This is a genomic window from Haladaptatus sp. ZSTT2 (genome assembly GCF_037081775.1).
Taxonomy (GTDB): Archaea; Halobacteriota; Halobacteria; order Halobacteriales; family Halococcaceae; genus QDMS2.
On record NZ_JBAMHQ010000001.1, the window covers coordinates 2,039,158 to 2,061,318 of the forward strand.

Consider the following 22,161-nt stretch of genomic DNA (forward strand, 5'->3'; position numbering starts at 1 on the left):
CGATGAGCTACATCTGTGTCGGTTGCCACCAGAGACGACGGTCGAACGAGCCGAGGCGGCGCTGATGCGCGGGGTCGTTCTCGCTGGAACGGCGTCGAGCGTCGGGAAGACGGTCGCTACCCTCGCGGTGTGCCGGGCGCTTTCGCAGGCGGGCTACGCCGTCCAACCGGCGAAAGCAGGGCCGGACTTCATCGACCCGTCACACCACGCCACGCTCGGCGTCCCCTCACGGACGCTCGATTCTTGGTTACAGGGTCGTTCAGGAATGCGCCGAAACTACGTACGCGGGACGGGCGACATCTGCGTCGTCGAAGGCATGATGGGCCTTTACGACGGCGACACCTCGACCGCACGGGTCGCCGCCGACCTCGACCTGCCCGTTGTACTCGTGGTGGACGCGAGCGCTGGGATGCAGAGCGTCGCCGCCACCGCTCTCGGGTTTAAGGAGTACGCCGAACAGGCGGGCACACCGATTGAGGTGGTCGGCATCCTCGCAACCCGTGCCCATCCCGGCCGCCACGTCGAGGGCATCCGAGAGGCGCTTCCCGACTCTCTCGCGTTTCTCGGTTTCATCCCGCCACGCGACGACCTCACAATCCCTGAGCGCCACCTCGGGCTGTATCTGGGCGAGGAAGCGCCGCTTTCTGCAGACGCACTTTCGGCCGCCGCAGCCGGTATTCGCACCGAACAGCTGGCGGAGATTGCCCGCGAACCGACGTGGTACGACGCAGAACGTTCGGCACACGACCAAGAGCCAGCGCCCTCCACCCCTTCCGACGCGCCAACCGTCGCCGTCGCCCGCGACCGGTCGTTCTGTTTCACCTATCCGGCGACGCTCGAACGCCTCCGCCAGCGGGCGACCGTCGTCACGTTCTCTCCCACCGACGGCGACCCGCTGCCGCCGTGTGATGGCGTCTATCTGCCCGGGGGCTATCCCGAGCGCCACGCCGATCCGCTCTCAGAAAGTGACACGCTTGCTGCGCTCGCCGCGCAAGCCACAGCGGGGCTTCCGATTTTCGGTGAGTGTGGCGGCTTCATGGCACTCACCGAGTCGCTCACCACCACCGACGGGACCACCCACGAGATGGCGGGCATCCTCCCTGCAGCCGTGACGATGCACGAGCGCTATCAGGCGCTCGACCACGTCGAGTTACGGGCGACCGGAGACACACTGACGGCGAATCGAGGGGACACGCTCCGCGGCCACGAGTTCCACTACTCGGCTGCCACGCCCGCCGCGGACGCCCGATTTGCCTTCGACGTCGAACGCGGTACCGGCATCGACGGCAACGAGGGCCTGACGGAGTACCGGACGCTCGGGACGTACGCCCACGTTCACGCAGAAAGCGGCGCATTCGACCGATTTCTCGATGCAGTGGACGCGCGTCAGTTTCGTACCTGACGGCTCGTGGCCAGCGCGAGAAAATTGCCGAGCGTTTTGACCGCGTTCACGTCTGCAAACGACCGGTCGTTCTCGTCCCACCCGAAGTCTCGCTCGATGGGTGCGCGCAACTCCTCGGTGAACTCGGGGTGGAACTGCACCGTCCACACAGGCGCGTCGCGGTGGCGGGTACCGAAATACTCGTAGTAGTTTGCGGCGGCAAGTCCCACCATCCCCTCGCCGGGCTCGACGACGTAGTCGCCGTGTACCGCCGGAATCACGTCGTTTACGTCCTCGAACAGCGGGTCGTCTGCGAGGGCTATCCGTTCGAGTTCCTTGTGCGTGGTGCGGTGTTCGACGCGCCCGCCGAGGGCTTCGTTGATTATCTGATGACCAAAGCAGATGCCGAGCGTGGGGACGTTTTCTGCGACGAGTTTGCGGATGAACGCCTTCTCGTCGTCCATCCACGGGTGGTCGTCGGCCTCGTACACGCCGGCCGTGCTGCCGCCGATGATGACCGCCTCCACGCCGTCGAGCGGGGGTGTTCCGCCGCGTGCGGGGTAGTCATACACTTCGACCTCGTCGGGAAGGTGAGAGACGAGCGCCTCCCCGAAGTAGCGATAGGCCGGATCAACCTCGTTTTCGAGGATGAGAATCATTGTCGGCAGTTTGCACCACCGGAAAATAAGCGTGTACCACCCGGGCGTTTATTCGTCACCCACGCCAACCGACAGCCATGGGATTGGACCTCGACGCCACGCAACTCGACCGCTACTCCAGACACATCATCATGGACGAAGTCGGGCCAGAGGGCCAACAGCGCCTGCTCGACTCGCGCGTCCTCGTCATCGGCGCGGGCGGCCTTGGTGCACCGATTATCCAGTATCTCGCCGCCGCGGGCGTCGGCACGCTCGGCATCGCAGACGACGACGTGGTCGAACGAAGCAACCTCCAGCGCCAGGTCATCCACGCCGACGCCGATATTGGCAAACCAAAAGCAGAAAGTGCGGCCGAATTCGTCGCCCGCCTCAACCCCGACGTGACGGTCGAAACCCACCAACTTCGCGTCTCGCCGGAAAACGTCGAAGAACTCATCGCCGACTACGATTTCGTCGTCGATGGCTCCGACAACTTCCAGACGCGCTATCTCGTGAACGACGCCTGCACGCTCGCGGGCAAACCGTTCTCCCACGGCGCAATCTACCGGTTCGAAGGGCAGGTGACGACCTTCTCCAGTGAGGACGACGCACCGTGCTATCGGTGTATCTTCCCCGAAGCACCACCCGCCGGGACGGTTCCCGACTGCGCGACGACAGGCGTTCTCGGTGTGCTTCCCGGAACTGTGGGCTGCATCCAAGCCACCGAGACAGTCAAACACCTGATGGGAAAGGGCAAGACGCTCTCCGGGCGACTCCTCTTTTACGACGCGATGGACATGACCTTCGAGGAAGTCACCATCCAGAAAAATCCTGGCTGCCCCGTCTGCGGCGACGACCCGGCCATCGAGTCCATCCACGACGTGGAGTACGCAGAGACCTGCTCAATCTCGGCCGACTGAGACGAGTTCTTGCTCGAATTTTTCACCAGTCCACTCCCACGACCCCACGAAAGGTCGGCCGGAAAGTGAGACAATGACGTACGAATAGCCAGCCCACGTCGCCTGCGCTTCGTCGGTCGCACTTGGATGCGGCGGCCCTGTGGGATGTGAGTGATAGAAGCCAACGACGTCAGTCCCCTTCCCTTCGATTGCCTCCATCACCGCGAGCTGTGCCTCCGGTTCGAGCGTGTAGCGCGTCTCGCGGTGGGTGGCGACGTTTTCTATCGGGTGTATCGCCGTCACCTGCGCCGTTCCATCCTCCCGAGTTCCTTCGAGGAGGCCACAGATTTCTTCTGGTACGCCCCTCTCAGCGTGGTCTACGAGCGCGTCGTAGCTCTCGGGGGTGAACTGTATCATTGGGTCGGCGTCGGGTGCGAAAGATTTGCGACGAAAGCACGGTCTGGCTCCCCAAACTCCTCGGGATGAAGCACGCACGCGAGGTGTTCGAGCGTGTCCACGAGGCGCGGGCCGGGACGGTTCACGAGGTGGTGGCCGTCCATGGCGTAGGCACGATTTGTGGCGACGGCGGTGAGGTCGCTCCACCCCGGCTTTTCCGCAAGAAGCTGTGCATCCTCTCGTGCCTGTGCCAAACCGAATCCACACGGTGCGGCGACGAGTACGTCCGGGTCGCAGGCGCGAATCTCCTGCCATTCGCGGGGTGTGGACTGGTCGCGGGGGGCTGCAAGTGGGTACGTCCCGCCGGCGAGGTCGATGAGTTCTGGCATCCAGTGGCCCGCGACCATCACCGGTGAGAGCCAGTCGAGAACGGCGACCGAGGGCGTTTCAGCGCACTCACTGGCTCGTCGTTCGACTTCGGAGACACGGGCTTTGAGGTCTGCAACGACTCGCGCTGCCGTCTGTTCTTTGCCGATTGTGTCTCCCATTTTTCGCAGGTCGCCGTACAAATCCGCGAGCGAGTGAACGTCCGTCGTGATGAGTTCGGCGTCCAGTTCGAGGTCACGGATGGTGTCTGCGACGAGTTCGGTATCCACCGCGCACACATCACAGACGCCCTGCGTGAGGATGTAGTCCGGGTCGAGTTCGCGGAGTGTATCTCTGTCGAGTTCGTAGACGCTCCCGTGGGTTTCGAGGGCGGCCTGTACCTGTGCGTCGATGGTTTCGCTGTCGGCATCGGGGTCAACCTGAGAGCGGACGACGCTCGGCTGTTCGCGCGCGGCGGGCGGAAAGTCACACTCGTGGCTGACGCCGACGGGTTCGACGCCGAGGGCGTAACAGCATTCGGTGGCCGCGGGGAGCAACGAGACGATGCGCATGTGGGTGGTTTAGCGTGCGCACTTGTAAACCATCCCCGAGACGGGCGGTTCAAGAGGCTCCCCGGCCTACCGCCGGACATGCAGGTGACGACGAACGGCACGTTTCGCGTCCTCGAAAGTACGCGCGCTGAGGGAGAACTGCTCCTCCTCGACGTGGACTCCTATGACCCGACCTACGTGACCGCTGACGCGACTGTCGAAACCCTCGAACCGGGCTACACCATCGAGGCGACAGTCGAGTGGGACGACGGCACGCCGCGGGTGACGGACGTGTCCGTACTCACAGAAACGCTGTTCGAGTTCGTAGACGGCGCGACCAACATTTTCGAGGCCGCACAGGACACGTGGCAGGAGGGTGAATCCATGGGCGAGGGGATGAACTCGACCGTCACCTACAGCACCGACAACGATCCGAACGGCGTCGTCTACACCTTCGCTAAACAGGCGGGCGAACGCGACATCTTCTCCGAGTTCAGAGACGGCATCACGCCGCTCGAACCGCTCGTCGAACGCTTAGAACAGCAGACGTCGCCGCCCTACGAGGTGTTCGTCCTCAATCCAGAAGTCGAGCCGTTCGTCGTGGTCTACCTCTGTCTCGACAAGGGTGGGATGCTCGCAAACACGGTTCGGGACACCTACGACTGCCCTCGGCGGTAGCGGATTTTATACCACCGGACGCCTTACGACACGCCAACACCCATGCAAGATTCATCCGACCGCAAGGCGCTCGAAAATCTCAGACTTCGCTTGCGCATTCTCTCGGGGGCGCACAAACTCGAAACTATTGAGCACGCAGACGAATGGACGCCGGAAGAAGAGGGCGAAGCCCTCGGGAAGTCCATCGCGTACGGCAAAGCCGCCGATTTCGTCGCAGAAATCCTCTCCGGCGACTACGAATCACAGGACGTGACCGCCCTCATCGAAGACCTCCCCGAGGAGTGGAGCCTAAACCTGCTTCGCTACGCCGCCTATTCAGAACACGGCGAAGAAGAAGCGTCACTCGAGTAGTGTCACACTGATTTTTACGGCTTAGAACCGCTGGGCCGTCTGTCGCGCCCGCGTCGATGCAACCGTGATCACCGCGTGCAGGGCGTCGCGTTTGATGAGCGCGAAGCCGATGAAGATAGCGACGAAGCCCGTGAGGGTCGTCGTCCCGATGACGTGGCCGAGGAGGACGAAGCTCATCACCGTGGCGACGACGGGTTCTGCGTAGCCAATCAGGTTGATTTCGATTGGCCCGAGGATGTCGAGCAGTTCGAAGTAGAGCAAGAACGCGACGACCCCTGAGATGAGCGTCAGGTAGGCGAGCGACGTGACGGCGGGAAGCGTCCACTCGATGGCAGCGAACGACTCCCCGCGCGCGAAGCTGACGACGTGGAGGATGCCAGAGCCAACGAGCATGGCCCACCCCTCAAGGGTGGCAAGCGGGAGCGACGTTTTGAACGGGCGGGTGAGCACCGAACCGAGGGCGAAACTCGCGCCGCCGAGGAAGATGAGGACGATGCCGAGCATGCTCGCAGACAGCAGGTTGTTCGGGTTCGGGTCTGCGATGATGACGACGCCGACGAGTCCGGCGAGCAGGCCAGCCACCCCAAGCGGGCGCAGGCGCTCGTTCGGAAGCAGCGCGCTTGCGAAGACGGCCGTCAGGATGGGCGAGAGGCTGATGATGGCTGCGGCAATCGCGCCGGGGACGTGTTGTTCACCGAGGTAGAGCAGGCCGTGGTAGGCAGCGATGATGAACGCGCCCGTGATGACGACGAGCAGCCACTCGGTTTTCGCCCGCGGGAGCCACCGGTCGGTGGTCCAGAGTGCGTAACCGAGGATAATCAGCCCGGCGACGTCGTAGCGCAGGGCGGCGAACAGCAGTGGCGGAAACGCGTGGAGCCCCACTTCGATGGCGACGAAGGAGGTGCCCCAGAACGTCGCCAAGAGAGCGAACATTGCGAGGATGCGTTTGTTCATGTTAACTCTAGCAAAAAGCTCGCCGTTCTTAAACTCTTCTACAAACAATGGGAAATGAGTTAGAGAAAAATTTGATAGAATTTGGAAAAGTTGTTTTTCACGGGTGATTAATCCTGATAATTTGAGTGTAAGGACGGTCGTTTGGGATGGGGTAGATTCAACCCGCTCGCTCACCTCGGTGAGAGCAATGGATGAGCGCGATATTACGCTCTTGAAGGCAATCGCAGACTTAGAAACCGGGAGTCCAGAGAAATTACACGCGGAGACGGACATCCCTGTCTCAACGATTCACTACCGACTGAACAAGTTAAAGGAAAACGGCGTTATCACGAACGACCTCTACGACCTCAATTTGGAGGCGCTCGGTCTCGGCGTCACTGTGCTCGCGGAAGTGCTCACCGACTACCACGGCCCCCATCAGGACGTAGAAGAGAAGATTCTCGCCATCGAGGGCGTGACGAAGGCGTACTTCACGATGGGTGAGACGGACTTCATCGTCATCGCCCAGCTCTCTGACTCCGATAAGGTCGAACGGCTCATCACGGACTTCGAATCCTTAACAGAAGTCGAGCGCACGAACTCGACGTTCGTCATCTCGACGCTCCGCGACAGCAAGCGCGCCCTTGAGAGCTACACCTTAGAAACCCTCCTCGAAGAACTCGCAGAAGAGTAGGGAAATTATGTGTCTGCCCGCCCTCCATCCGGCCATGAGCGAGGCCCTCGCAGACGCCCTCGAAACCCACCTGATGAGCTTTGGCGTGTACGTCACCGACGCCACAGTCACCACAGACACCCTCACTCTCGAATACGAGACGGTCGCGCCAGGAACCGGCGTCCCCCAACAGAGCGTCGGGCAGGTCATCACCGTCTACCGCGAACACAGCGAGCGTCCACGCCGTATCGAGGCGCGCGTCACGGACACCGACGGCGACCTCCGCGGGACGTGGCACGTGGAAAAAGGCTGGCTCGAAGCGTTAGACGCAGAAGACATCACGGAAGTCGGCTTCTCTACGTACGTCCTGAACACCGTAGAGGACTGACGATGGATACGGCAGCGGTTCGACGCTTCCTGCTCGACACCCACGGCGACACCATCACAGAGACGCTCCGGTGTGCGGACGCCGTGCGTGCGGCGTGGGATGGCGAGACGGTGACCGACCGCGCGCAGGTGGTGAAACCGTTTCGCGCGCTCTTGGGAAAGCGCGGCCTCCTCGACCAGTATCCCACATTGCTCGCCGGAGCCGTCGAAGCCGGTGGTGAGCGCCTGCAAGCCCCGTCGGTTGCCGCCCCACCCTACGTTATCGTGACCAGTACGGGGCCAGTGTTGCGTGCGACCCTCCCGGAGGGCCGACTCGTCATCCGCATCGAGGCATTCCGCGTCGCTGGCCGGTCGCCTCCTTCCTACTCTCGAACAGAAACATCGTCAGACGATGCGCTCTCCGTTGATTATAGATAAATATTGCGACTGTTCATTTCGACTGATTTTCCTGTATAGTGACCTCATAATTATAGTGGTATGCCTGTAATAGCTGAATAACGGTCAGGGGAGATTATCAGTGTTTAATCGAGTAAAAACCGTGTTTACCGTCAACGACGATCCGGTCGTCTACGAGTGCCGAGAGTGTGGAACAACCGTGGAGTCTGCGTTCAGTGAGTGTCCCTATTGTGGCCAAGCCGAAATCGCCCGGCTGGAAGTCGAGTAACAGGTATCCGAACGCTTTATTCATCTGACGAGAGTTGACTGACTTGGAATGGGCCCGCCAACTCCACGTGAAGCGATAACTGCCATCGAGAAGCGGCGTGGGATTGTTACCTGCCTCAAAGACGACCCACACGATACGCGCGACCTCGTGGATGCACTCGGTGCCTCTCGCTCGACCATCTACCGGGGGACGCGCGAGCTTGAGGCGCTCAGTCTCATCAAACAGGTGGGTGGGTCGTACGTGTTGACGACGTTTGGGCGGGCCGTCGCTGAGTCCTATTTTTCGTTTTACGACGACCTCGAAAGGCTCTGTGACCTCCAGCCGTCGCTTTCTGCCCTCTCGCGCGACGTCGACATTCCGACGCACGTTCTCACGGGTGCAACCGTTGTCCATGCCACCGAACACGACCCAGACCGCCCCGTCGCGGCTTTCGAACGCACTGTCCACGACGCAGACCACCTCCTCGGATTTTCACCCATCTCGCGGTCGCGCTACATCGACCTCTTTTCTGACGAACTGCTCGCGGGAAACCTCACCGCAGACCTCCTCACTACCGACGAGGTCGTTGAGTACATGCTCAGCGAATACGATGCGTTGCTCACGGACGTGTTCACCGTCGAAGAGTTCCGCTTTTTTGCAACCACCGACCCACTCCCGTTCGAACTCATGGTCGTCGAAGCGCCGCGTGAGTTCCTCACTGTGAGCCTCTACGACGAACAAAATCACATGCGCGCATTCCTCACGAACGACGACCCCGAGGCTATCGCGTGGGGGCGCGCGCAGTTCGACCGCTACCGAGAAAACGCGACCCTCGTAAACGCCTAGGTGAGCGCGGAGAGGAGTTCGTCTGCGTGTCCCTCCGGCGACACCTTTTCATACGCCTCGACGATGGTTCCCTCCGGCCCGACGATGTACGTGTTGCGAAACACCCCATCGAACGTCTTGCCGAACATGTTCTTCTCGCCGTAGGAGTCGTAGGCGCGGGCCACCGCGCCGTCCTCGTCGCTCAGCAGTTCAATGGGGAGGTCGTATTTCTCCTCGAACTTCTTCAGGTCGGAGACCGGGTCGTCGCTGATGGCGAGCACCGCCACGTCGCGTTCCTCGTAGGCGTCCCACGCGTCCCGAAACCCACACGCTTCGGTGGTACAGCCGGGGGTGTCCGCCCGCGGGTAGAAGTAGACCACGACGTGCTTGCCAGCGTAGTCAGCGAGCGAAACGTCGTCGCCATCTTGGTTTTTGAGCGTGAAGTCCGGAGCGTCGTCGCCGATTTCGAGCATACCGTCGCTTCGGGTGCCACGACATTATGCTGTTGGCTCCACGCCAAAGACGAGGAAGTAGCCCGTTCCGAGGAGGCCAACCACGGTTGCACTCGTGAATGCGAGCGTTGGCGACTGGCTGTAGAGGAGCCCGCCAACCGCCGCACCGGGCACGGTGAGAGCGTTTCTGAGTAAGTAGTAGGCGCCGGTCACTCGCCCGCCTGCGCCCGTTTTCGCGGGACCAACGATGAGCGCCTTGTGCGCGGGGAGTCCGGCAAAGCGCAGCCCCGAAAAGGCGAACACAAGCGCGACGAGCGCGGCGTCTGCGGGCACCGAAATCAGGAGTATCGGGGTGAGCGCGTACACCGAAAACCCGGTCGCAACGACCGGTTTCAGTCCGCGACGGTCTGCCACCCACGCGCTCGGGAGCATCACGAGCAGGGCAACCGCCATCTCGACGGCGAGCAGGACGCCGAAGAAGGCTTCCGGGCGCAAGAATCCGATGACGGGGAGCCTCACGCTCACCTGCAACTGGTCGACGACGACGAGGACGAAAAACACGTGGACCATGCCGTTTGCGAACCGGACGAGCGTATCCCCGACGAGCAGCGGCCGGAGTGGTTTCGGGAGCGCCGCGAGGTCTTCACGGACCGAGGCAAGCCCGCCCCACGCCTTGCCAATCGTGTCGCCAGTCGGGTCGTAGAGGACGCGCTGGGCAACCGTCGCAAGGACGGCGAAGCCGATGGCGACGACCAACACCGCCTGAAAGCCGTCGAGGAGACCGACCGTGGCCGCGAAAATGGCCGTTGCAATGAGCGGGCCAAGCAGGAAGCCGACGCGGCGCACCACTTCGGTGGCCGCAAAACCGCGAGCGAGGTGGGCCGCATCGACGCTCTGTTTGACGAGCGCGAACGTCGCGCCGAGGCCGAGTGAGTTCCACGCTTGGACGAGCACGAGGCCGACGAACAGCCACGCCCATGCCGGAAGCGGGCCGCCGAGGCCGGGCGCGAGAAACCAGAGTACGAAGCCACCAACTGAGAGCACGCCGAACAGCGTGAGCGCGCGGCGCGTCCCGATGCGGTCGGAAATCGCCCCGCCGGGGTAGGGATAGACGGCCGCAATGAACTGCTTGAAACTCCCGAACACGCCGATGACGCCCGCACCCGCGCCGAGCGCCTGCAAGTAGGCGGCGATGTAGCGGTCGGTCATCTGGTATGAAAGGCTGAACGCGAGCATCGCAACCGACAACACGAGCACGTCGCGTTCGAGTCCTGCAACCTCACGGAGCGTCTCACGGACGCCGTCACCTGCCATACGACAGGTCAGGCCGCAAGCACGATAGCGGTTTTCACGCTACTGGCGTCTCGTCTCTTCGTCGTCCGCTTCGAGCCAGATGCGGTCGAACCACGCTGCCCGCCACCGCCAGCGAAGCCACTGGTGGACGGCGAGAATGGCGAAAAACGCCCCCACGACCAGTAGGCTCAGGTCCATGGGTGAAAGACGGGCCGGGACGTCCTAAAGCTAGCTTCTGAGACAGGTCAGACGCGCCGGCGGAGCAGGAACGACACCACGAGCACCGAGAGCACGGCCGTGAGCACCGTGAATCCCGGTAGGCCGACGTTCGTGGTCGTCTGTTCTGTGGTCTCGGTCGTCATCTGTTCGGTCGTCGTCTGCGCCGTCGTCGTCTGCTCGCTGGCTTCGATACCTTCGACGGTGATTGGGTCCGATTCGAGGCCGTCGGTCGTCGCCACCAGTTCGTGGTCGCCCGCACTTTCGATGGCCGTCACGAGCACGCCTTGCTCGTTCGTCTCGCCGACGGCTTCGCCATCGAGGGTGATGGTGGCCCCTGAGACGAGGTCGCCGTACTCGTCGGTGACTTCGAGGCGCACGTTTTCACCGACGACGATGCGGCTCTGTGCGGCTTCGACGTGGAGCGACGGTTCGCGTCTGATGTTCACGTCGTACGTCCGCGAGCGCTCGGGGATGGTCACATCGACCGTGCGTTCTGTGTAGCCGTCCTTGGTAACGGTTGCGCTGATGGCCGTGTTCACGGGAATCTGTAGGGTGGCCTCGCCGTTTCCAAGCGTCGTGACCGTCGAGCCGCCGACCGTCACGCGCGCATCCTCAATGGGGCGCGCCGGGTCGAAGTGGTCGTCTGCCACGACGAACTGGACGGTCACCGAACCGCGTTCGAGTTCGTACTCGCGGTTGATGTCGCCGGTCACCGAAAGCGGCCCGCCGCCGGTGTAGTAGCCCGCTTTGAACACGCTGATGCGGTACTCGCCGCGTTCGATGGTGTCCGTCTCGACCAGCCCGTCGCTGTCGGTGTTCGCACGGACGACCTCACGGCCGTTTTGCGACAGGATGACGCGCGCGCCCTCTACGGGGCCGTTTTCGTCTATGACGCTGATGTCAGCAGACCCTTTTTTCGCCACGTTGATGGTGACTTCCTGTTCGCTCACGTCTTCGATGACGAATGGACGATTACGGATAAAATCGGGGTGCGACACGGTGACGGTGACGGTCTCGTCTTCGGGAACGTCGAGGAACGCTTTGCCGTTCCCGGCGGTGGTTCGTGTGGTCTCTCCCCCGTCCCACGACGCGGTGAGTTCCGCCCCGCCGACGGCGTTGCCCGAGTCATCCACGACGCTTACGGTGAGTGTCACGGTTTCTTGTGCGGCGACTGGCCCTGCGACAATTGAGAAAAGCATGACGAGGGCGACGATTAACGCACGAATTCTCATAGGGTACCCTTCATGTCCGAAGACTATAAATCTCTGTTATACTGTCGCATCCGTGTCCGATACGGGTGCAGTCGGCTGAATCTTTGCGCAAACGGAGGCTGTTGAAAATCCCATTTTCCGGCCACCTGTTTGACCGCAAAGAGGTGTCTGACGCCGCTATAGGTCGTCTTTTGCCGCGCGAAACAGCCCATCGAGAATCTCCGGCGTTGTCGGGTGGTACGCCCGGTCGGGAAGCGTGCGTACGTCCATCTCGTTCGCCACGACGACTTGCATCGTCTTCGCCATCACGTCCGCGTGGTAGTGCAGTCCCTGATACCCGAGGACGGTGCCATCGCGCGCGCAAACGAGTGAGGCGGTTCCTTCCGGGTGATTTTTTGTCTTGAACACGCCGTCGCTCGACGCCTCGCGGGTGACGGTGATGGGGTCGAAGCCCGCCTCGCGCGCCGATTTTTCGGTGTGGCCCACCCGAGCGTAGGGATACACGCCGAGCCCCGAGAACACGACGAGGTGGCGGTAGTTTTCGTACGCTTCGACCGGCTCGCCCGCGCGGTCTGCGAGGATGTTTTCTGCGGCTTTGAACCCCTGTTCTTTGGCGACGTGCAACAGCGGCTCTTTGTCGTTCGCGTCGCCCACGACGTAGGTTCGCTCGTCTTCAACAGCTTGCATCGTCTCGCTCACCCACCCGCGTTCGACCGTGAGACTGGTGTTTTCGAGCCCGAGACCATCCACGTTCGGACGCCGTCCCGTGAACACGAACAGGTCGTCGGCCTCGATAATTTCCTCCTCACCGTCGCGTTCGACGGTCAGCCGAACGCCCTCGGCCGTCTGTTCGACCGACTGCTCGTGGGTGTGCGTCAGAATCTCGATGTCGAACTGGTTGCGGTAGAGATCGAGAATCCAGTCGCCGTACTCGGCTGGCGCGTCGTCGAGCGGGCGGGCGTCGTGCTCGATGACCGTAACCGAGACGCCACACTCGCTCAGATACGGCGCGAGTTCGAGGCCGATGACGCCAAAGCCCATCACGATTCCCGAATCGGGGAGCGAGGGTGTATCGAGCACGTCGTCGCTCGTCCAAAAGTCAACCTCGTCTATCCCCTCGATATCGGGCACGTTGACGGTCGAACCAGTGGCAATTACGAGGTAGTCCGGTTCGATGGTTCTGTCACCGACTTCGACCACGCGGTCTCCGAGGAGGGTTGCGGTGTCGTGAATGAACTCGACGTTCTCTCGTTTCGCAAGCCGGTGGACGGCCTCTCGACGGTGTTTGGCGAAGTTCGAGATGTGCACGTCTTTGGTTTCGACCACTCGGTCGAGGTTCACTTCGGGGACGCCGGAAAGCCGGTCGTCGTGGCGAGCTTGAAAGCGGTGGGCAGCCGCAGACAGCACTTCCTTCGAGGGCATACAGCCACGGAGAATACAGAGGCCGCCGCCCGGCTCGCCGTCGTCTACGAGCGTGAGGTCTACAGCCTCGTCTGCGAGCGACTGGGCGACGGCGACCCCGGCGCTCCCGTACGCGCCGATGATTGCGACGTGCGTCATGTCCTACCCGAGGCAAGCGACTCGGTTAGTCGTTTGGCCCGTTCACTCGGCGCGCCGACCCGCGTGCCCCGGGTAGTCGCGCTCGAAGCGCGATTCGATTTCCTCGCGCGAAAACTCGATGATGACCGGACGGCCGTGAGGGCAGGCGTAGGGATTCTCACACGCATCGAGCGCGGCGAGCAGGTCAACCACCGACCCTTCGGTGAGCGACGTGTTGCCGGTAATCGACGGATAGCACGCCAAGTCTCCGAGGAGATGTTCGCGAACGGCATCGACCGTCTCCGCGGGGCGCTCAGCGGAGACGAACTCGGAGAGCACATCCCGGAGCAACGCCGGGTCTGCGGCCCCCGCCACCACCGCCGGAACCGCGGTCAGTTCGACCATGCGCTCTGCTTCGAGCGTCGCCTCGAACCCGAGTTCTGCAAGTGCTTCACGGTACGCTGAGAACAACTCAGCCTCGCGAGCGGTGAGTTCGAGCGCGACGGGCGTAGCGAGTTCTTGGGCGGGCACGTCGCCCAAAAACTGCTGTTTGAGACGTTCGTAGTTCACGCGCTCGTCGGCTGCATGCTGATCTACGAGCACCATCCCGTCCGGCGTCTCCGCGACGATGTAGGTATCAGAGATCTGGCCAAGCACCCGCAACGACGGCAACCGGTCGTATCCGGTTTCCTCGCTCGTCGGCTCGCCGGTCAGCGTCTGCTGTTCGGGTTGGGAGCGGAATTTTCGGCGTGGTTCCGGGTTTTTGTGTTGTGTTTTTCCCTGCGCTGTTTCCGGCGTGGGCTGTGGCTGATTCGCGACTTCCTCACTTTCGGATGGCTGCTCGGCCGACGGTCGTGACGCCGCCGCAGGCCGCGACCGTCGCCGTCGTTCGGGGCGCGAGTCAGAATGCCGCCGAGTGCGTCTGCGGGTTGCGGGATGCGAAATAGACGTGCTCGGTTCATCGGTTGCGTCGGCCGCAGCCTCCTCTGTTGCTTCCTCACGCTCAGTCTCGGGTACGATTTCGGTCTGTTCGGGTGCTGAGCGACCGCGTGGGGCCGACGTTCTGACCAACCCTTCGCGCATGAGCACACCTTCGACGGCGTGTTTCACCTGGTCGTGAACCGCCGCGTCGTCACCGAATCGCACCTCCATCTTTCGTGGGTGGACATTCACGTCCACGGTGTCTGCGGGAACGTCGAGAAACAGTACCGCGAACGGGTAGCGGTCGGGGGCAATCTGCGAGCCGTAGGCTTCGACCACCGCGTTGCGGACGGGTTTCGAGGTAACGTACCGGCCGTTGACGTAGGTCGAGACGTACTCAGAACTGCTCCGGGTGGTTTCGGGGTGGCTTACGACGCCTGAGAGGTCTGCGAGTGGGCCGGGCGGCACCTGTTCGACCGCCATCATCGACGACGCCACCTCGCGGCCGTACACCGAGAGAATTGTTGCTTCGAGCGACCCTTGCCCGGTGGTCGAAAACACCTCCCGGTCGTTGTGGGTGAGCGTCACCGCGATGTCGGGGTTGGCGAGGGCGTACTGGGTGACGACGGCGTTCACGTGGGCGAACTCCGTCCCGTCTTGTTTAAGGTACTTCTTTCGAGCGGGCGTGTTGAAAAAGAGGTCTTCGACTTCGATGGTCGTCCCGGCCGGACACCCGGCGGGCTTTACGTGCTCGACGCTCCCGCCTTCGTAGCGCAGTTCCGTGCCGGTGTCGCCACCGCGCGGTTTCGTGCGGATGGAAAGCCGCGAGACCGCGCCGATGACGTGGAGTGCCTCGCCGCGAAAGCCGAGCGTGCCGATGCCAGCTTCGAGGTCAGAAACGTCTCGAATCTTGCTCGTGGTGTGTTTTTGAATTGCCAGTTCCACGTCGTCGCGGCTCATTCCAACGCCGTCGTCGGTGATTTTGATGCCATCTTTGCCACCGCGTTCGACGGCGACGGTGATGCGCGTGGCGTCTGCGTCGATGCTGTTTTCGACCAGTTCTTTCACCACGGACGCCGGGCGTTCGACAACCTCGCCCGCCGCGATTCGCTCGATGGTGGTCGCGTCGAGCTGGCGGATGGCGGGCCGGTCGCTCATCGTCCCTCCGGCTGTGTGGTGACTGTTCGAACGCGCCGCGTACAGAGACAGTCGGTCATTGTCCACATCGACGCGATACCACCCTATCAATCCGGTGTTGGTCGCACCGCCTCTGACTGAACATTCAATCAGCTTTATTAGATGGTGTGTCTACTCTCTTTGCATGGGGCAAACTCCCTCGGTGGATGAGACCACGACCGTCCTGGTCGGCAAGAGTGGCGGCCGACTCCACCTCACGGCCGATGGCGGCCCACGCTGTGCGATGTCCGGCGACTTTTCGGAAAAGCCGCTTTCGGTCTACCCGCCTGCCCACCGCGAGTGGTGTCAGACTTGTCTCTCACTCTGGCGCCAGTCGGGTGCGTTCGCCCATGGCGATGCCGACTGACGCCACGAAGAAAGAATCACTATCCACCATCGATTTCAGTAACTATGACCCACACGCCACCGTTCGCTATCGACCCGGCGGACACCCGGGAGGCGATCATGCTCGCGACCTACCGCGCACTCTGTACCCACGGGTACGCAGACCTCACTATCCAGCGCATCGGTGACGAGTTCTCGAAGAGCAAGTCGCTGCTCTATCACCACTACGACAGCAAAGACGAGCTGTTGCTCGACTTTCTCTCATTCATGCTCGACAGCCTCGACGAACAGCTTCCCGTCCACGCAAACGGCGGGGCGGGCGACCACCTCCGGGCGATTGTCGAGCGCATGTTCGCACCAACTGGTGAGGACGGAGAGGGGGCGTTCTCGCGGGCGATGGTCGAACTGCGAGCGCAGGCCGCCCACGACGACGCCTACCGCGAGCACTTCACCCGAAGCGACCAGTTTTTCAGAAAACACATCGCCCACACCATTCGCTCCGGTATCGAACAAGGCGTGTTTCAAGACGTCGATGCGAACGAGACGGCCGCACTCCTCCAGACGATGTTCATCGGCACGATGACCCAACGCGTCACCGGGGACGAAGAGGCGTTAGATGCCACGATGGCTGCGTTGAACGAGTACATCGACAGCCAACTCCTTCAAGACTAACCGGGCTGCTCTCACCTTTCTGCGTCAGTTGGCGGTTGCGAGTGAACTCGGCTTGCCTTCAGTTGCTTTCAGCGCTGCAGATGACGCGTGGCCAGCCCCAGTATTGAATGACTGTTCATTCAGAATTGTTGTTTTTGTTGTTTCTTCGTCCCGGTCACGCTAGAAAAATCATCAGTGACGATGGATTACTTCGTAGAGATACGAATAGTCTTCGTGAACGAATCGCCGTCGTTGTCGGTGGTACGGACGGTCACGTCTTGGTAGCCACAGTAGGAGAGGTCCATCTCGATTTTCGGCCCGCTTCTATTGAACTCGCCGTCGCCGGTGGTGTCCCATTCGAATTTCACAATCTCGCCGTTCGGGTCAACCGACCCAGAGGCGTCGAGCGTGACTGAATCGCCTTCGTCGAAGTCCGTCGAGTCGAGGTTAGGCGTGCTGTCGATTTCGATAGCATGCATGTTCTCCGCCGCGGGACCTTCGAGCACGTAGAGGTCTTTTCCACCGCGAACTGACCAGCCGATGTGGTGTTCACCGAAGTAGACGCGGTCATCGACGGGGATTGCACTGGTGGCGAACGCCTCTCGGTTCCCGACCGGCGTTTTCGAGTAGACGGTTCCGGTGGTCGCTTCGAGGACTAAGAGCAGGAGATTGTCGGGGCCACCGTTTGGATACATACCGGTGAGATAGACGGCGCCGTTCGCAACCGTCGGTTCACCGCCCTCATTGCGAGAAATCCCCTCGAACGCCCATACCTCCTCACCGGTTTCCGCATCGTAGGCAGTGATGTCTGCCTCGCGGTTTCCGAAAACGAGTCCTTCGCCGATGGCTTCGAAGTATTCGCCCGGGAGCGTCCAGCGTTCTTCGCGGTTGGCTTCGTCAAGGGCGACGAGTCCGTTGTCCGAGTTGAGGAATAGGCTTCCCTCATACACTGCGACTGTATCGATAGCACCGTACTGGTCGATGAGGGTCTGTTCGTCTCCAGTCGCCCCATCGTGCACACGCAGGCCGTCCTCCCACGGGACGTAGAGGGTGTCATTCGAGACGACCAGCGTTGTGTTGGGTTGGTATTCGGTTTCGATTTCCCACTGCACGTCACCACTGCGCCGGTCGTAGGCGCGAAGGACGTTCGTCTCCATCTCAGTGTCGTACCCATCTACGTACAGCGTTTCGCCGTCGAGAATCGGGTCGTTGCCGAGGTAGACTGGCGCTTCCCACCTGACGCTCCCATCGGCTTTATCGAGCGCGGCGAGCGTGTCGGTTTGATGATACACGAGGTCGCCCGCGACGGCTGGCGGGCCGCGGCTGAACGTCGATTCGTAGCTCCACCGTTCCGTACCGTCGTCGGCATCGAGCGCGCGCAACTGCGTCACACCGCTATCCATGTCATCGATGACTTCGACGACGTACACCGTGTCGTCGTCAACAATCGGTGGCGCTTCGAGACCCTGCTCATCGCCGTTCCACGTCCAAACGGTTTCTAACTCCGTGACCGGACTGACTGCACCGTCGTTGAATCTCGTTCCCTGTGCGTTGTTTCGAGCCATCGGCCAAGTTCCAGATGTGCCGGCTTCCGCGGCTCTGACGGTTCCATTTTCAACGGTCGAAAGTCCATATCCAGAAAGCCCGATTCCGGTTGCGATTCCCGCGGCTTTGAGTACGTCGCGGCGGCTGTGATTCGACATTGGAGGGTTCCTCGAAATCGAATTCAGAATAGCCGGGTAACAGTCTTGTGGCCTCGCTAACACTATGCGTGCTGGTAGTTCTTCGCGGTCGAACTGGGAAAACCGTGTGAACTAATACCAACTTCGCCCATCGTATCGTCGGTATCGACTGTGTTCTGTGCTACTGTGTGACATTCATCATGATTGTCAATCCCTTGGCCAAAATTGCTATAAGCAATATTTGCCGAGTAGCAGGCAGCAATGGCAGAACGAGAGCAATGGAAGTCACGACTCGGATTCATTCTCGCGGCCGTCGGCAGCGCGGTCGGGCTTGGGAACATCTGGCGATTCCCCTACGAGGCGGCCGCAAACGGCGGCGCGGCCTTCCTCCTCGTAGACATCATCGCCATCCTCGCTATCGGCCTTCCGGCGATGCTGGTCGAGTTCTCCATCGGTCGCCGGGCGCGCAAGAACGTGGTCGACGCCTACGGCTTGGACGGCCACCGGGCGTGGAAACTCGCGGGCGCACTCGCCCTGTTCACCGGTTTCTGGATTTTATCGTACTACTCGGTCGTCGGCGGCTGGGTGATTCGCTATCTGGTCGGGAGCCTCACGGGTGCGTACTTCACAGATCCATCGGGCTACTTCGGTGCGGTGGCAGCAGGCTACGACGCACTCGCCTTCGCCGGACTGTTTCTCGCCATCGTCATCGGCATCGTCGCGCTCGGCGTCGAACGCGGCATCGAACTCGGGAATCGCGTCATGGTTCCATCCGTCGTGTTGATGATGGTCGGGCTTGCAATTTGGGCGGCCACCCTCCCCGGCGCGGGTGCGGGCTACGAATTCTTCCTCCAGCCCGACTTTGGCCACCTCGCGGCGAACTGGCAGTCTATCGTTCCTGCGGCGGTCGGTGAAGTGCTGTTCACCCTCTCGCTCGGGATGGGTGCGATGATCACCTACTCGTCGTACATTGACGGCGACGAGAGCCTCGTTACCGACGGCCTCGCCATCGTCACGGTGAACACCTTCATCGGCGTCCTCGCCGGGCTCGTCGTGTTCCCGCTTCTGTTCGCGCAGGGCATCGACCCCGGCGACCCCGGTCCCGGCGCGATTTTCATCAGCGTCGCCACCGCGTTCGAATCGCTGCCTGCAGGCAACCTGCTCGGCGCACTGTTCTACGCCGTCGTGCTCATCGCGGCCATCTCTTCTGCCATCAGCTTGCTCGAAGTCGTCGTCTCCTACTTCGTGGACAACTACGACGTAGACCGGCGGGTGTTGTCTGCGGGACTCGGGTTTGCGAGCTTCCTCATTGGCATCCCAACGGCGCTTAACACGGGCACGCTCGGCACCTACGACAGCATCGCCAGCTCCGTGCTCCTCCCACTCGGCGTGTTCCTCGCCACCCTCTACGTTGGTTGGGTGTACGGCCGCGAGGCCATCGTCGAACTCAGCCGCGGCACGAAAGAGCGCCTTCCCGTCCTCTGGCTCTGGCACGTCAGAATCAGCCTGCTCGCCGCCGTCCTCATGACGCTCGTGTTGAGTTTCACCGAGTTCTTCGGCAGCCTGTAGCGGTCACGTTCGAGGCGGGATATTCTGATTCAGGTGGAACACGTTGTCTGGGTCCCACGTTGTCTTCACGTCGACCAGTCGGTCGTAAGTGTCTGCGCCGTAGGCGGCGCGCACCTGCGTTTCGTCATCGCGTTCGCTGATGAAGTTGACGTAGACGCCGCCGGTCGCGTGAGGTTCGAGGGCAAGAGAGAGCGACCGCGCCCAGTCCATCTGCGCCTCGTCCGTTTCGGGGTCGTTCCACCGCGATTGGATGTTCACCACCCACGCCGCCTCGCGGTGTGGATACGACGTCGCATCGGCAGGCACGTCAGCCACGGCACCGCCGAGCGTGAGCAGTCCGATGGTGCTCTCGGGGGTCGAAATGCGCGCTGCGTGCGCACAGATGCTGTCGATGGCTTCCTCCGTGAGTTCCTCGAAGTAGTGTGACTGCCAGTAGTTACGCACGCCCGGCAGGCCAGCGGCGTCGAACAGCGACTGGAACACGGTGTACGGTCGCGGCGCAACCGCGTCGACGATTGGGTCGCCAATCGCCCGCAACGGGGCGAGTGCGGCTTCCCCCGTATCGGGATCGCCCACGTAAATCGGCGTGACGGCCAACACCGGCTTGCCGTGCCACGCAAGCGGCAAGAAGGGTGCCGGTGGCGCGTTTCGCAGGCCGACCAGACACGACACCTCGTCGGGGGCGTCCGCCATGAACGCCACCACGTCGCGCACCACTGCAGGGGCGTCTTTCAGGTCGTACATTATCGGCCCACAGAGCACCGGCCCGGCGAGTTTGTGGAGGCTGAACTCGAACGAGGTCACGACGCCGAAGTTGCCCCCACCCCCGCGAATCGCCCAGAACAGAGCTGGGTTCTCGGTTTCGCTCGCGTGGACGAGTTCGCCAGTGGCCGTCACGAGGTCAACCGATCGCAGATTGTCTACGGTGAGCCCCCACTTTCGCGAAAGGTAGCCAAAACCGCCCCCGAGCGTGAGTCCAGCGACACCCGTAGTCGAGATGAACCCGAGGGGGGTTACCAGCCCGTAGGCTTGCGCTTCGACGTCGAAGTCGTGGAGCACCGCGCCGGGTTCGACGCGCGCAGTTTTCGCCACGGGGTCGATTCTGACCGACTGCATCTCAGCGCAGTCGAGTACCAGTCCCCCGTCGCACACCGCACTCCCCGAGACGTTGTGCCCGCCGCCTTTGACGGCGATTTCGAGGTCGTACTCGCGCGCGAAGCGAACCCCCTGCATCACGTCGTTTGCGCCGCGGGCTCTGAGAATAATCGCTGGATAGCAGTCTATTAGCCCGTTCCATATCCGGCGGGCATCGTCGTACCCGGTCTCCCCGGGCAGGAGAACACCTCCCCTGACGAGTCCTCGTAACTCATCTACGGCCTCCAGTGGAAACGGCTGCCGCTCTGTAAGTGCCATGCTATCACCCCTACTGACTACGCGAGGGAAGAGAATGAAATAGTATGCAAACTGATATTTTGGCGGACTGTCCGCCGTCGCTGAATAGTCGAGACGCGATCCCGGCTCAGTTCGGATTCGTGTCTGCCGATTTCGAACGCGCTCCGGCGTCAGCAGCGTCCCACGAGCCATACGAGGGAGAGTGTGGGTCGATGTCTGCGATGAGGTGCATGGTGGCGAAATTCAGCCCAAGTCCCACGGGTGAGAGGATTAGGACGCCGAAGATGATGCCACCGAGTCCGAGGTTGACGACGAACGCTGAAATGAACGCGGAGGCGAGGAGCGACAACGCGACGAACCCCAGCGTGTACCGCCAGAATGCGCCGCCGTCGAGCGCGAGTCCGTACGCTCCTTTGGCGGCAGAGATGATGTCCGTCTCCCGGAGCACGACGAGATAGGGCGTCGCGTAGAAGAGGTAGGTGAGGGCGAAAAAGATGGGGATGAAGAGCACAAAGAAGAGTGTGAGCGACGAACTGAGCGGTTGCCCATCGAATACGAGGAGCGGCGCGATGAGAACCATTGGAAGCAGTGTGTAGACGAGAAATTGGACGAAGTACCGCCGGACGTTTGCGAAAAAGTCGTACGCTCCTGTTTCGAGCGCGTCTGCGAGACTACCGAAGTATCCGGCTGTCAAGGCGGCTTGTATCACGATGTAGCCAGGCAACACGAGGGCCATGGGGCTAACCGTCGGCGCTATCGAATCGACGGTAAGTCCTTGCGTGGGGCCTTCGACGAACGTCCAGAGGGTGATGACGCCCGAGGGGAAACTGACTCTGAAACTGACGTGCATGCCGTGATGCGCAACGATTTGCTGAATCTTCTCTATCTCCATCAACGCCATAGTGAGCGGGACGAGCGCCAACAAGAGGTGTTTCTGTGCACGTCCCAAGCCAGCCATGACACGGGTTCCAAAGGAGGGCATCGCTCCTG

The 22,161-nt window shown here is 61.8% G+C and carries 24 protein-coding genes; 11 read left to right on the top strand and 13 right to left on the bottom strand.

The window, feature by feature from the left end:
- Nucleotides 1–64 precede the first annotated feature (64 nt).
- The gene (locus V5N13_RS11235; RefSeq protein ID WP_336360824.1) at nucleotides 65–1,402 is read left to right on the top strand and encodes a cobyrinic acid a,c-diamide synthase; all 1,338 of its coding nucleotides are present in this window, start codon (nucleotides 65–67) and stop codon (nucleotides 1,400–1,402) included.
- Here the strand turns inward: V5N13_RS11235 and V5N13_RS11240 are convergent.
- Nucleotides 1,387–2,040, bottom strand: a complete 654-nt coding sequence (locus V5N13_RS11240) for a type 1 glutamine amidotransferase (protein WP_336360825.1) — start codon at nucleotides 2,038–2,040, stop codon at nucleotides 1,387–1,389. The genes V5N13_RS11235 and V5N13_RS11240 overlap by 16 nt on opposite strands.
- 77 nt (nucleotides 2,041–2,117) lie before the next feature.
- On the opposite strand from V5N13_RS11240, the gene ubaA reads away from it, so the two are divergent.
- Nucleotides 2,118–2,939 (top strand): SAMP-activating enzyme E1, encoded by an 822-nt coding sequence (ubaA, locus tag V5N13_RS11245; protein WP_336360826.1) that lies wholly within the window; start codon nucleotides 2,118–2,120, stop codon nucleotides 2,937–2,939.
- Here ubaA and V5N13_RS11250 read toward each other — a convergent pair.
- Nucleotides 2,922–3,335, bottom strand: a complete 414-nt coding sequence (locus V5N13_RS11250; RefSeq protein WP_336360827.1) for a desampylase — start codon at nucleotides 3,333–3,335, stop codon at nucleotides 2,922–2,924. The two genes, ubaA and V5N13_RS11250, sit on opposite strands and share 18 nt — an antisense overlap.
- On the bottom strand, nucleotides 3,332–4,252 hold the full coding sequence (locus V5N13_RS11255; protein WP_336360828.1) for an ABC transporter substrate-binding protein: 921 nt from the start codon (nucleotides 4,250–4,252) through the stop codon (nucleotides 3,332–3,334). Before V5N13_RS11255 ends, V5N13_RS11250 begins: the two co-directional genes overlap by 4 nt.
- A gap of 78 nt (nucleotides 4,253–4,330) precedes the next feature.
- Between V5N13_RS11255 and V5N13_RS11260 the strand changes: the two genes are divergently transcribed.
- A complete protein-coding gene (locus V5N13_RS11260; protein ID WP_336360829.1) occupies nucleotides 4,331–4,909 on the top strand; it encodes a DUF6663 family protein in 579 nt (192 codons plus the stop codon).
- 42 nt (nucleotides 4,910–4,951) lie between these two features.
- Nucleotides 4,952–5,260 carry a hypothetical protein gene (locus tag V5N13_RS11265; protein WP_336360830.1) on the top strand — a complete coding sequence of 103 codons (309 nt, stop codon included), beginning with the start codon at nucleotides 4,952–4,954 and terminating at the stop codon, nucleotides 5,258–5,260.
- A gap of 21 nt (nucleotides 5,261–5,281) precedes the next feature.
- On the opposite strand, the gene V5N13_RS11270 is transcribed toward V5N13_RS11265, so the two are convergent.
- Nucleotides 5,282–6,214 (bottom strand): DMT family transporter, encoded by a 933-nt coding sequence (locus tag V5N13_RS11270; RefSeq protein ID WP_336360831.1) that lies wholly within the window; start codon nucleotides 6,212–6,214, stop codon nucleotides 5,282–5,284.
- Nucleotides 6,215–6,401: 187 nt separating this feature from the next.
- On the opposite strand from V5N13_RS11270, the gene V5N13_RS11275 reads away from it, so the two are divergent.
- From V5N13_RS11275 to V5N13_RS11290, 4 genes are all read left to right on the top strand, one after another.
- Nucleotides 6,402–6,887 carry an Lrp/AsnC family transcriptional regulator gene (locus V5N13_RS11275; protein WP_336360832.1) on the top strand — a complete coding sequence of 162 codons (486 nt, stop codon included), beginning with the start codon at nucleotides 6,402–6,404 and terminating at the stop codon, nucleotides 6,885–6,887.
- Nucleotides 6,888–6,921: 34 nt separating this feature from the next.
- Nucleotides 6,922–7,254: a hypothetical protein gene (locus V5N13_RS11280; RefSeq protein WP_332898013.1), complete on the top strand. Its 333-nt coding sequence runs from the start codon at nucleotides 6,922–6,924 to the stop codon at nucleotides 7,252–7,254.
- A gap of 2 nt (nucleotides 7,255–7,256) precedes the next feature.
- On the top strand, nucleotides 7,257–7,670 hold the full coding sequence (locus tag V5N13_RS11285) for a hypothetical protein (RefSeq protein ID WP_336360833.1): 414 nt from the start codon (nucleotides 7,257–7,259) through the stop codon (nucleotides 7,668–7,670).
- 295 nt (nucleotides 7,671–7,965) lie between these two features.
- On the top strand, nucleotides 7,966–8,742 hold the full coding sequence (locus tag V5N13_RS11290; protein WP_336360834.1) for a helix-turn-helix transcriptional regulator: 777 nt from the start codon (nucleotides 7,966–7,968) through the stop codon (nucleotides 8,740–8,742).
- On the opposite strand, the gene bcp is transcribed toward V5N13_RS11290, so the two are convergent.
- The 6 genes from bcp to mutL form a co-directional block, all read right to left on the bottom strand.
- Nucleotides 8,739–9,194 (bottom strand): thioredoxin-dependent thiol peroxidase, encoded by a 456-nt coding sequence (gene bcp, locus V5N13_RS11295; protein ID WP_336360835.1) that lies wholly within the window; start codon nucleotides 9,192–9,194, stop codon nucleotides 8,739–8,741. The two genes, V5N13_RS11290 and bcp, sit on opposite strands and share 4 nt — an antisense overlap.
- A gap of 24 nt (nucleotides 9,195–9,218) precedes the next feature.
- The gene (locus V5N13_RS11300; protein WP_336360836.1) at nucleotides 9,219–10,487 is read right to left on the bottom strand and encodes an MFS transporter; all 1,269 of its coding nucleotides are present in this window, start codon (nucleotides 10,485–10,487) and stop codon (nucleotides 9,219–9,221) included.
- A gap of 39 nt (nucleotides 10,488–10,526) precedes the next feature.
- The gene (locus tag V5N13_RS11305; RefSeq protein WP_332898018.1) at nucleotides 10,527–10,664 is read right to left on the bottom strand and encodes a hypothetical protein; all 138 of its coding nucleotides are present in this window, start codon (nucleotides 10,662–10,664) and stop codon (nucleotides 10,527–10,529) included.
- 47 nt (nucleotides 10,665–10,711) lie between these two features.
- Nucleotides 10,712–11,917, bottom strand: coding sequence for a hypothetical protein (locus tag V5N13_RS11310; RefSeq protein WP_336360837.1), 1,206 nt, complete (start codon nucleotides 11,915–11,917; stop codon nucleotides 10,712–10,714).
- Nucleotides 11,918–12,073: 156 nt separating this feature from the next.
- Nucleotides 12,074–13,456: a dihydrolipoyl dehydrogenase family protein gene (locus V5N13_RS11315; protein ID WP_336360838.1), complete on the bottom strand. Its 1,383-nt coding sequence runs from the start codon at nucleotides 13,454–13,456 to the stop codon at nucleotides 12,074–12,076.
- Between the two features lie 42 nt (nucleotides 13,457–13,498).
- A complete protein-coding gene (gene mutL, locus V5N13_RS11320) occupies nucleotides 13,499–15,514 on the bottom strand; it encodes a DNA mismatch repair endonuclease MutL (RefSeq protein ID WP_336360839.1) in 2,016 nt (671 codons plus the stop codon).
- A gap of 163 nt (nucleotides 15,515–15,677) precedes the next feature.
- Between mutL and V5N13_RS11325 the strand changes: the two genes are divergently transcribed.
- Both V5N13_RS11325 and V5N13_RS11330 read left to right on the top strand, forming a co-directional pair.
- Nucleotides 15,678–15,899, top strand: coding sequence for a hypothetical protein (locus V5N13_RS11325; RefSeq protein ID WP_336360840.1), 222 nt, complete (start codon nucleotides 15,678–15,680; stop codon nucleotides 15,897–15,899).
- Between the two features lie 44 nt (nucleotides 15,900–15,943).
- On the top strand, nucleotides 15,944–16,549 hold the full coding sequence (locus V5N13_RS11330) for a TetR/AcrR family transcriptional regulator (RefSeq protein ID WP_336360841.1): 606 nt from the start codon (nucleotides 15,944–15,946) through the stop codon (nucleotides 16,547–16,549).
- A 185-nt stretch (nucleotides 16,550–16,734) separates the two neighbouring features.
- On the opposite strand, the gene V5N13_RS11335 is transcribed toward V5N13_RS11330, so the two are convergent.
- On the bottom strand, nucleotides 16,735–18,231 hold the full coding sequence (locus V5N13_RS11335) for an outer membrane protein assembly factor BamB family protein (RefSeq protein WP_336360842.1): 1,497 nt from the start codon (nucleotides 18,229–18,231) through the stop codon (nucleotides 16,735–16,737).
- Nucleotides 18,232–18,471: 240 nt separating this feature from the next.
- On the opposite strand from V5N13_RS11335, the gene V5N13_RS11340 reads away from it, so the two are divergent.
- Complete coding sequence (locus V5N13_RS11340) at nucleotides 18,472–19,779, top strand: sodium-dependent transporter (protein ID WP_336360843.1); 1,308 nt, start codon at nucleotides 18,472–18,474, stop codon at nucleotides 19,777–19,779.
- 3 nt (nucleotides 19,780–19,782) lie between these two features.
- Here V5N13_RS11340 and V5N13_RS11345 read toward each other — a convergent pair whose 3' ends face one another.
- Nucleotides 19,783–21,192, bottom strand: a complete 1,410-nt coding sequence (locus V5N13_RS11345) for an FAD-binding oxidoreductase (protein ID WP_336360844.1) — start codon at nucleotides 21,190–21,192, stop codon at nucleotides 19,783–19,785.
- A gap of 106 nt (nucleotides 21,193–21,298) precedes the next feature.
- Nucleotides 21,299–22,153, bottom strand: coding sequence for a hypothetical protein (locus V5N13_RS11350; RefSeq protein WP_336360845.1), 855 nt, complete (start codon nucleotides 22,151–22,153; stop codon nucleotides 21,299–21,301).
- Nucleotides 22,154–22,161: the final 8 nt, after the last annotated feature.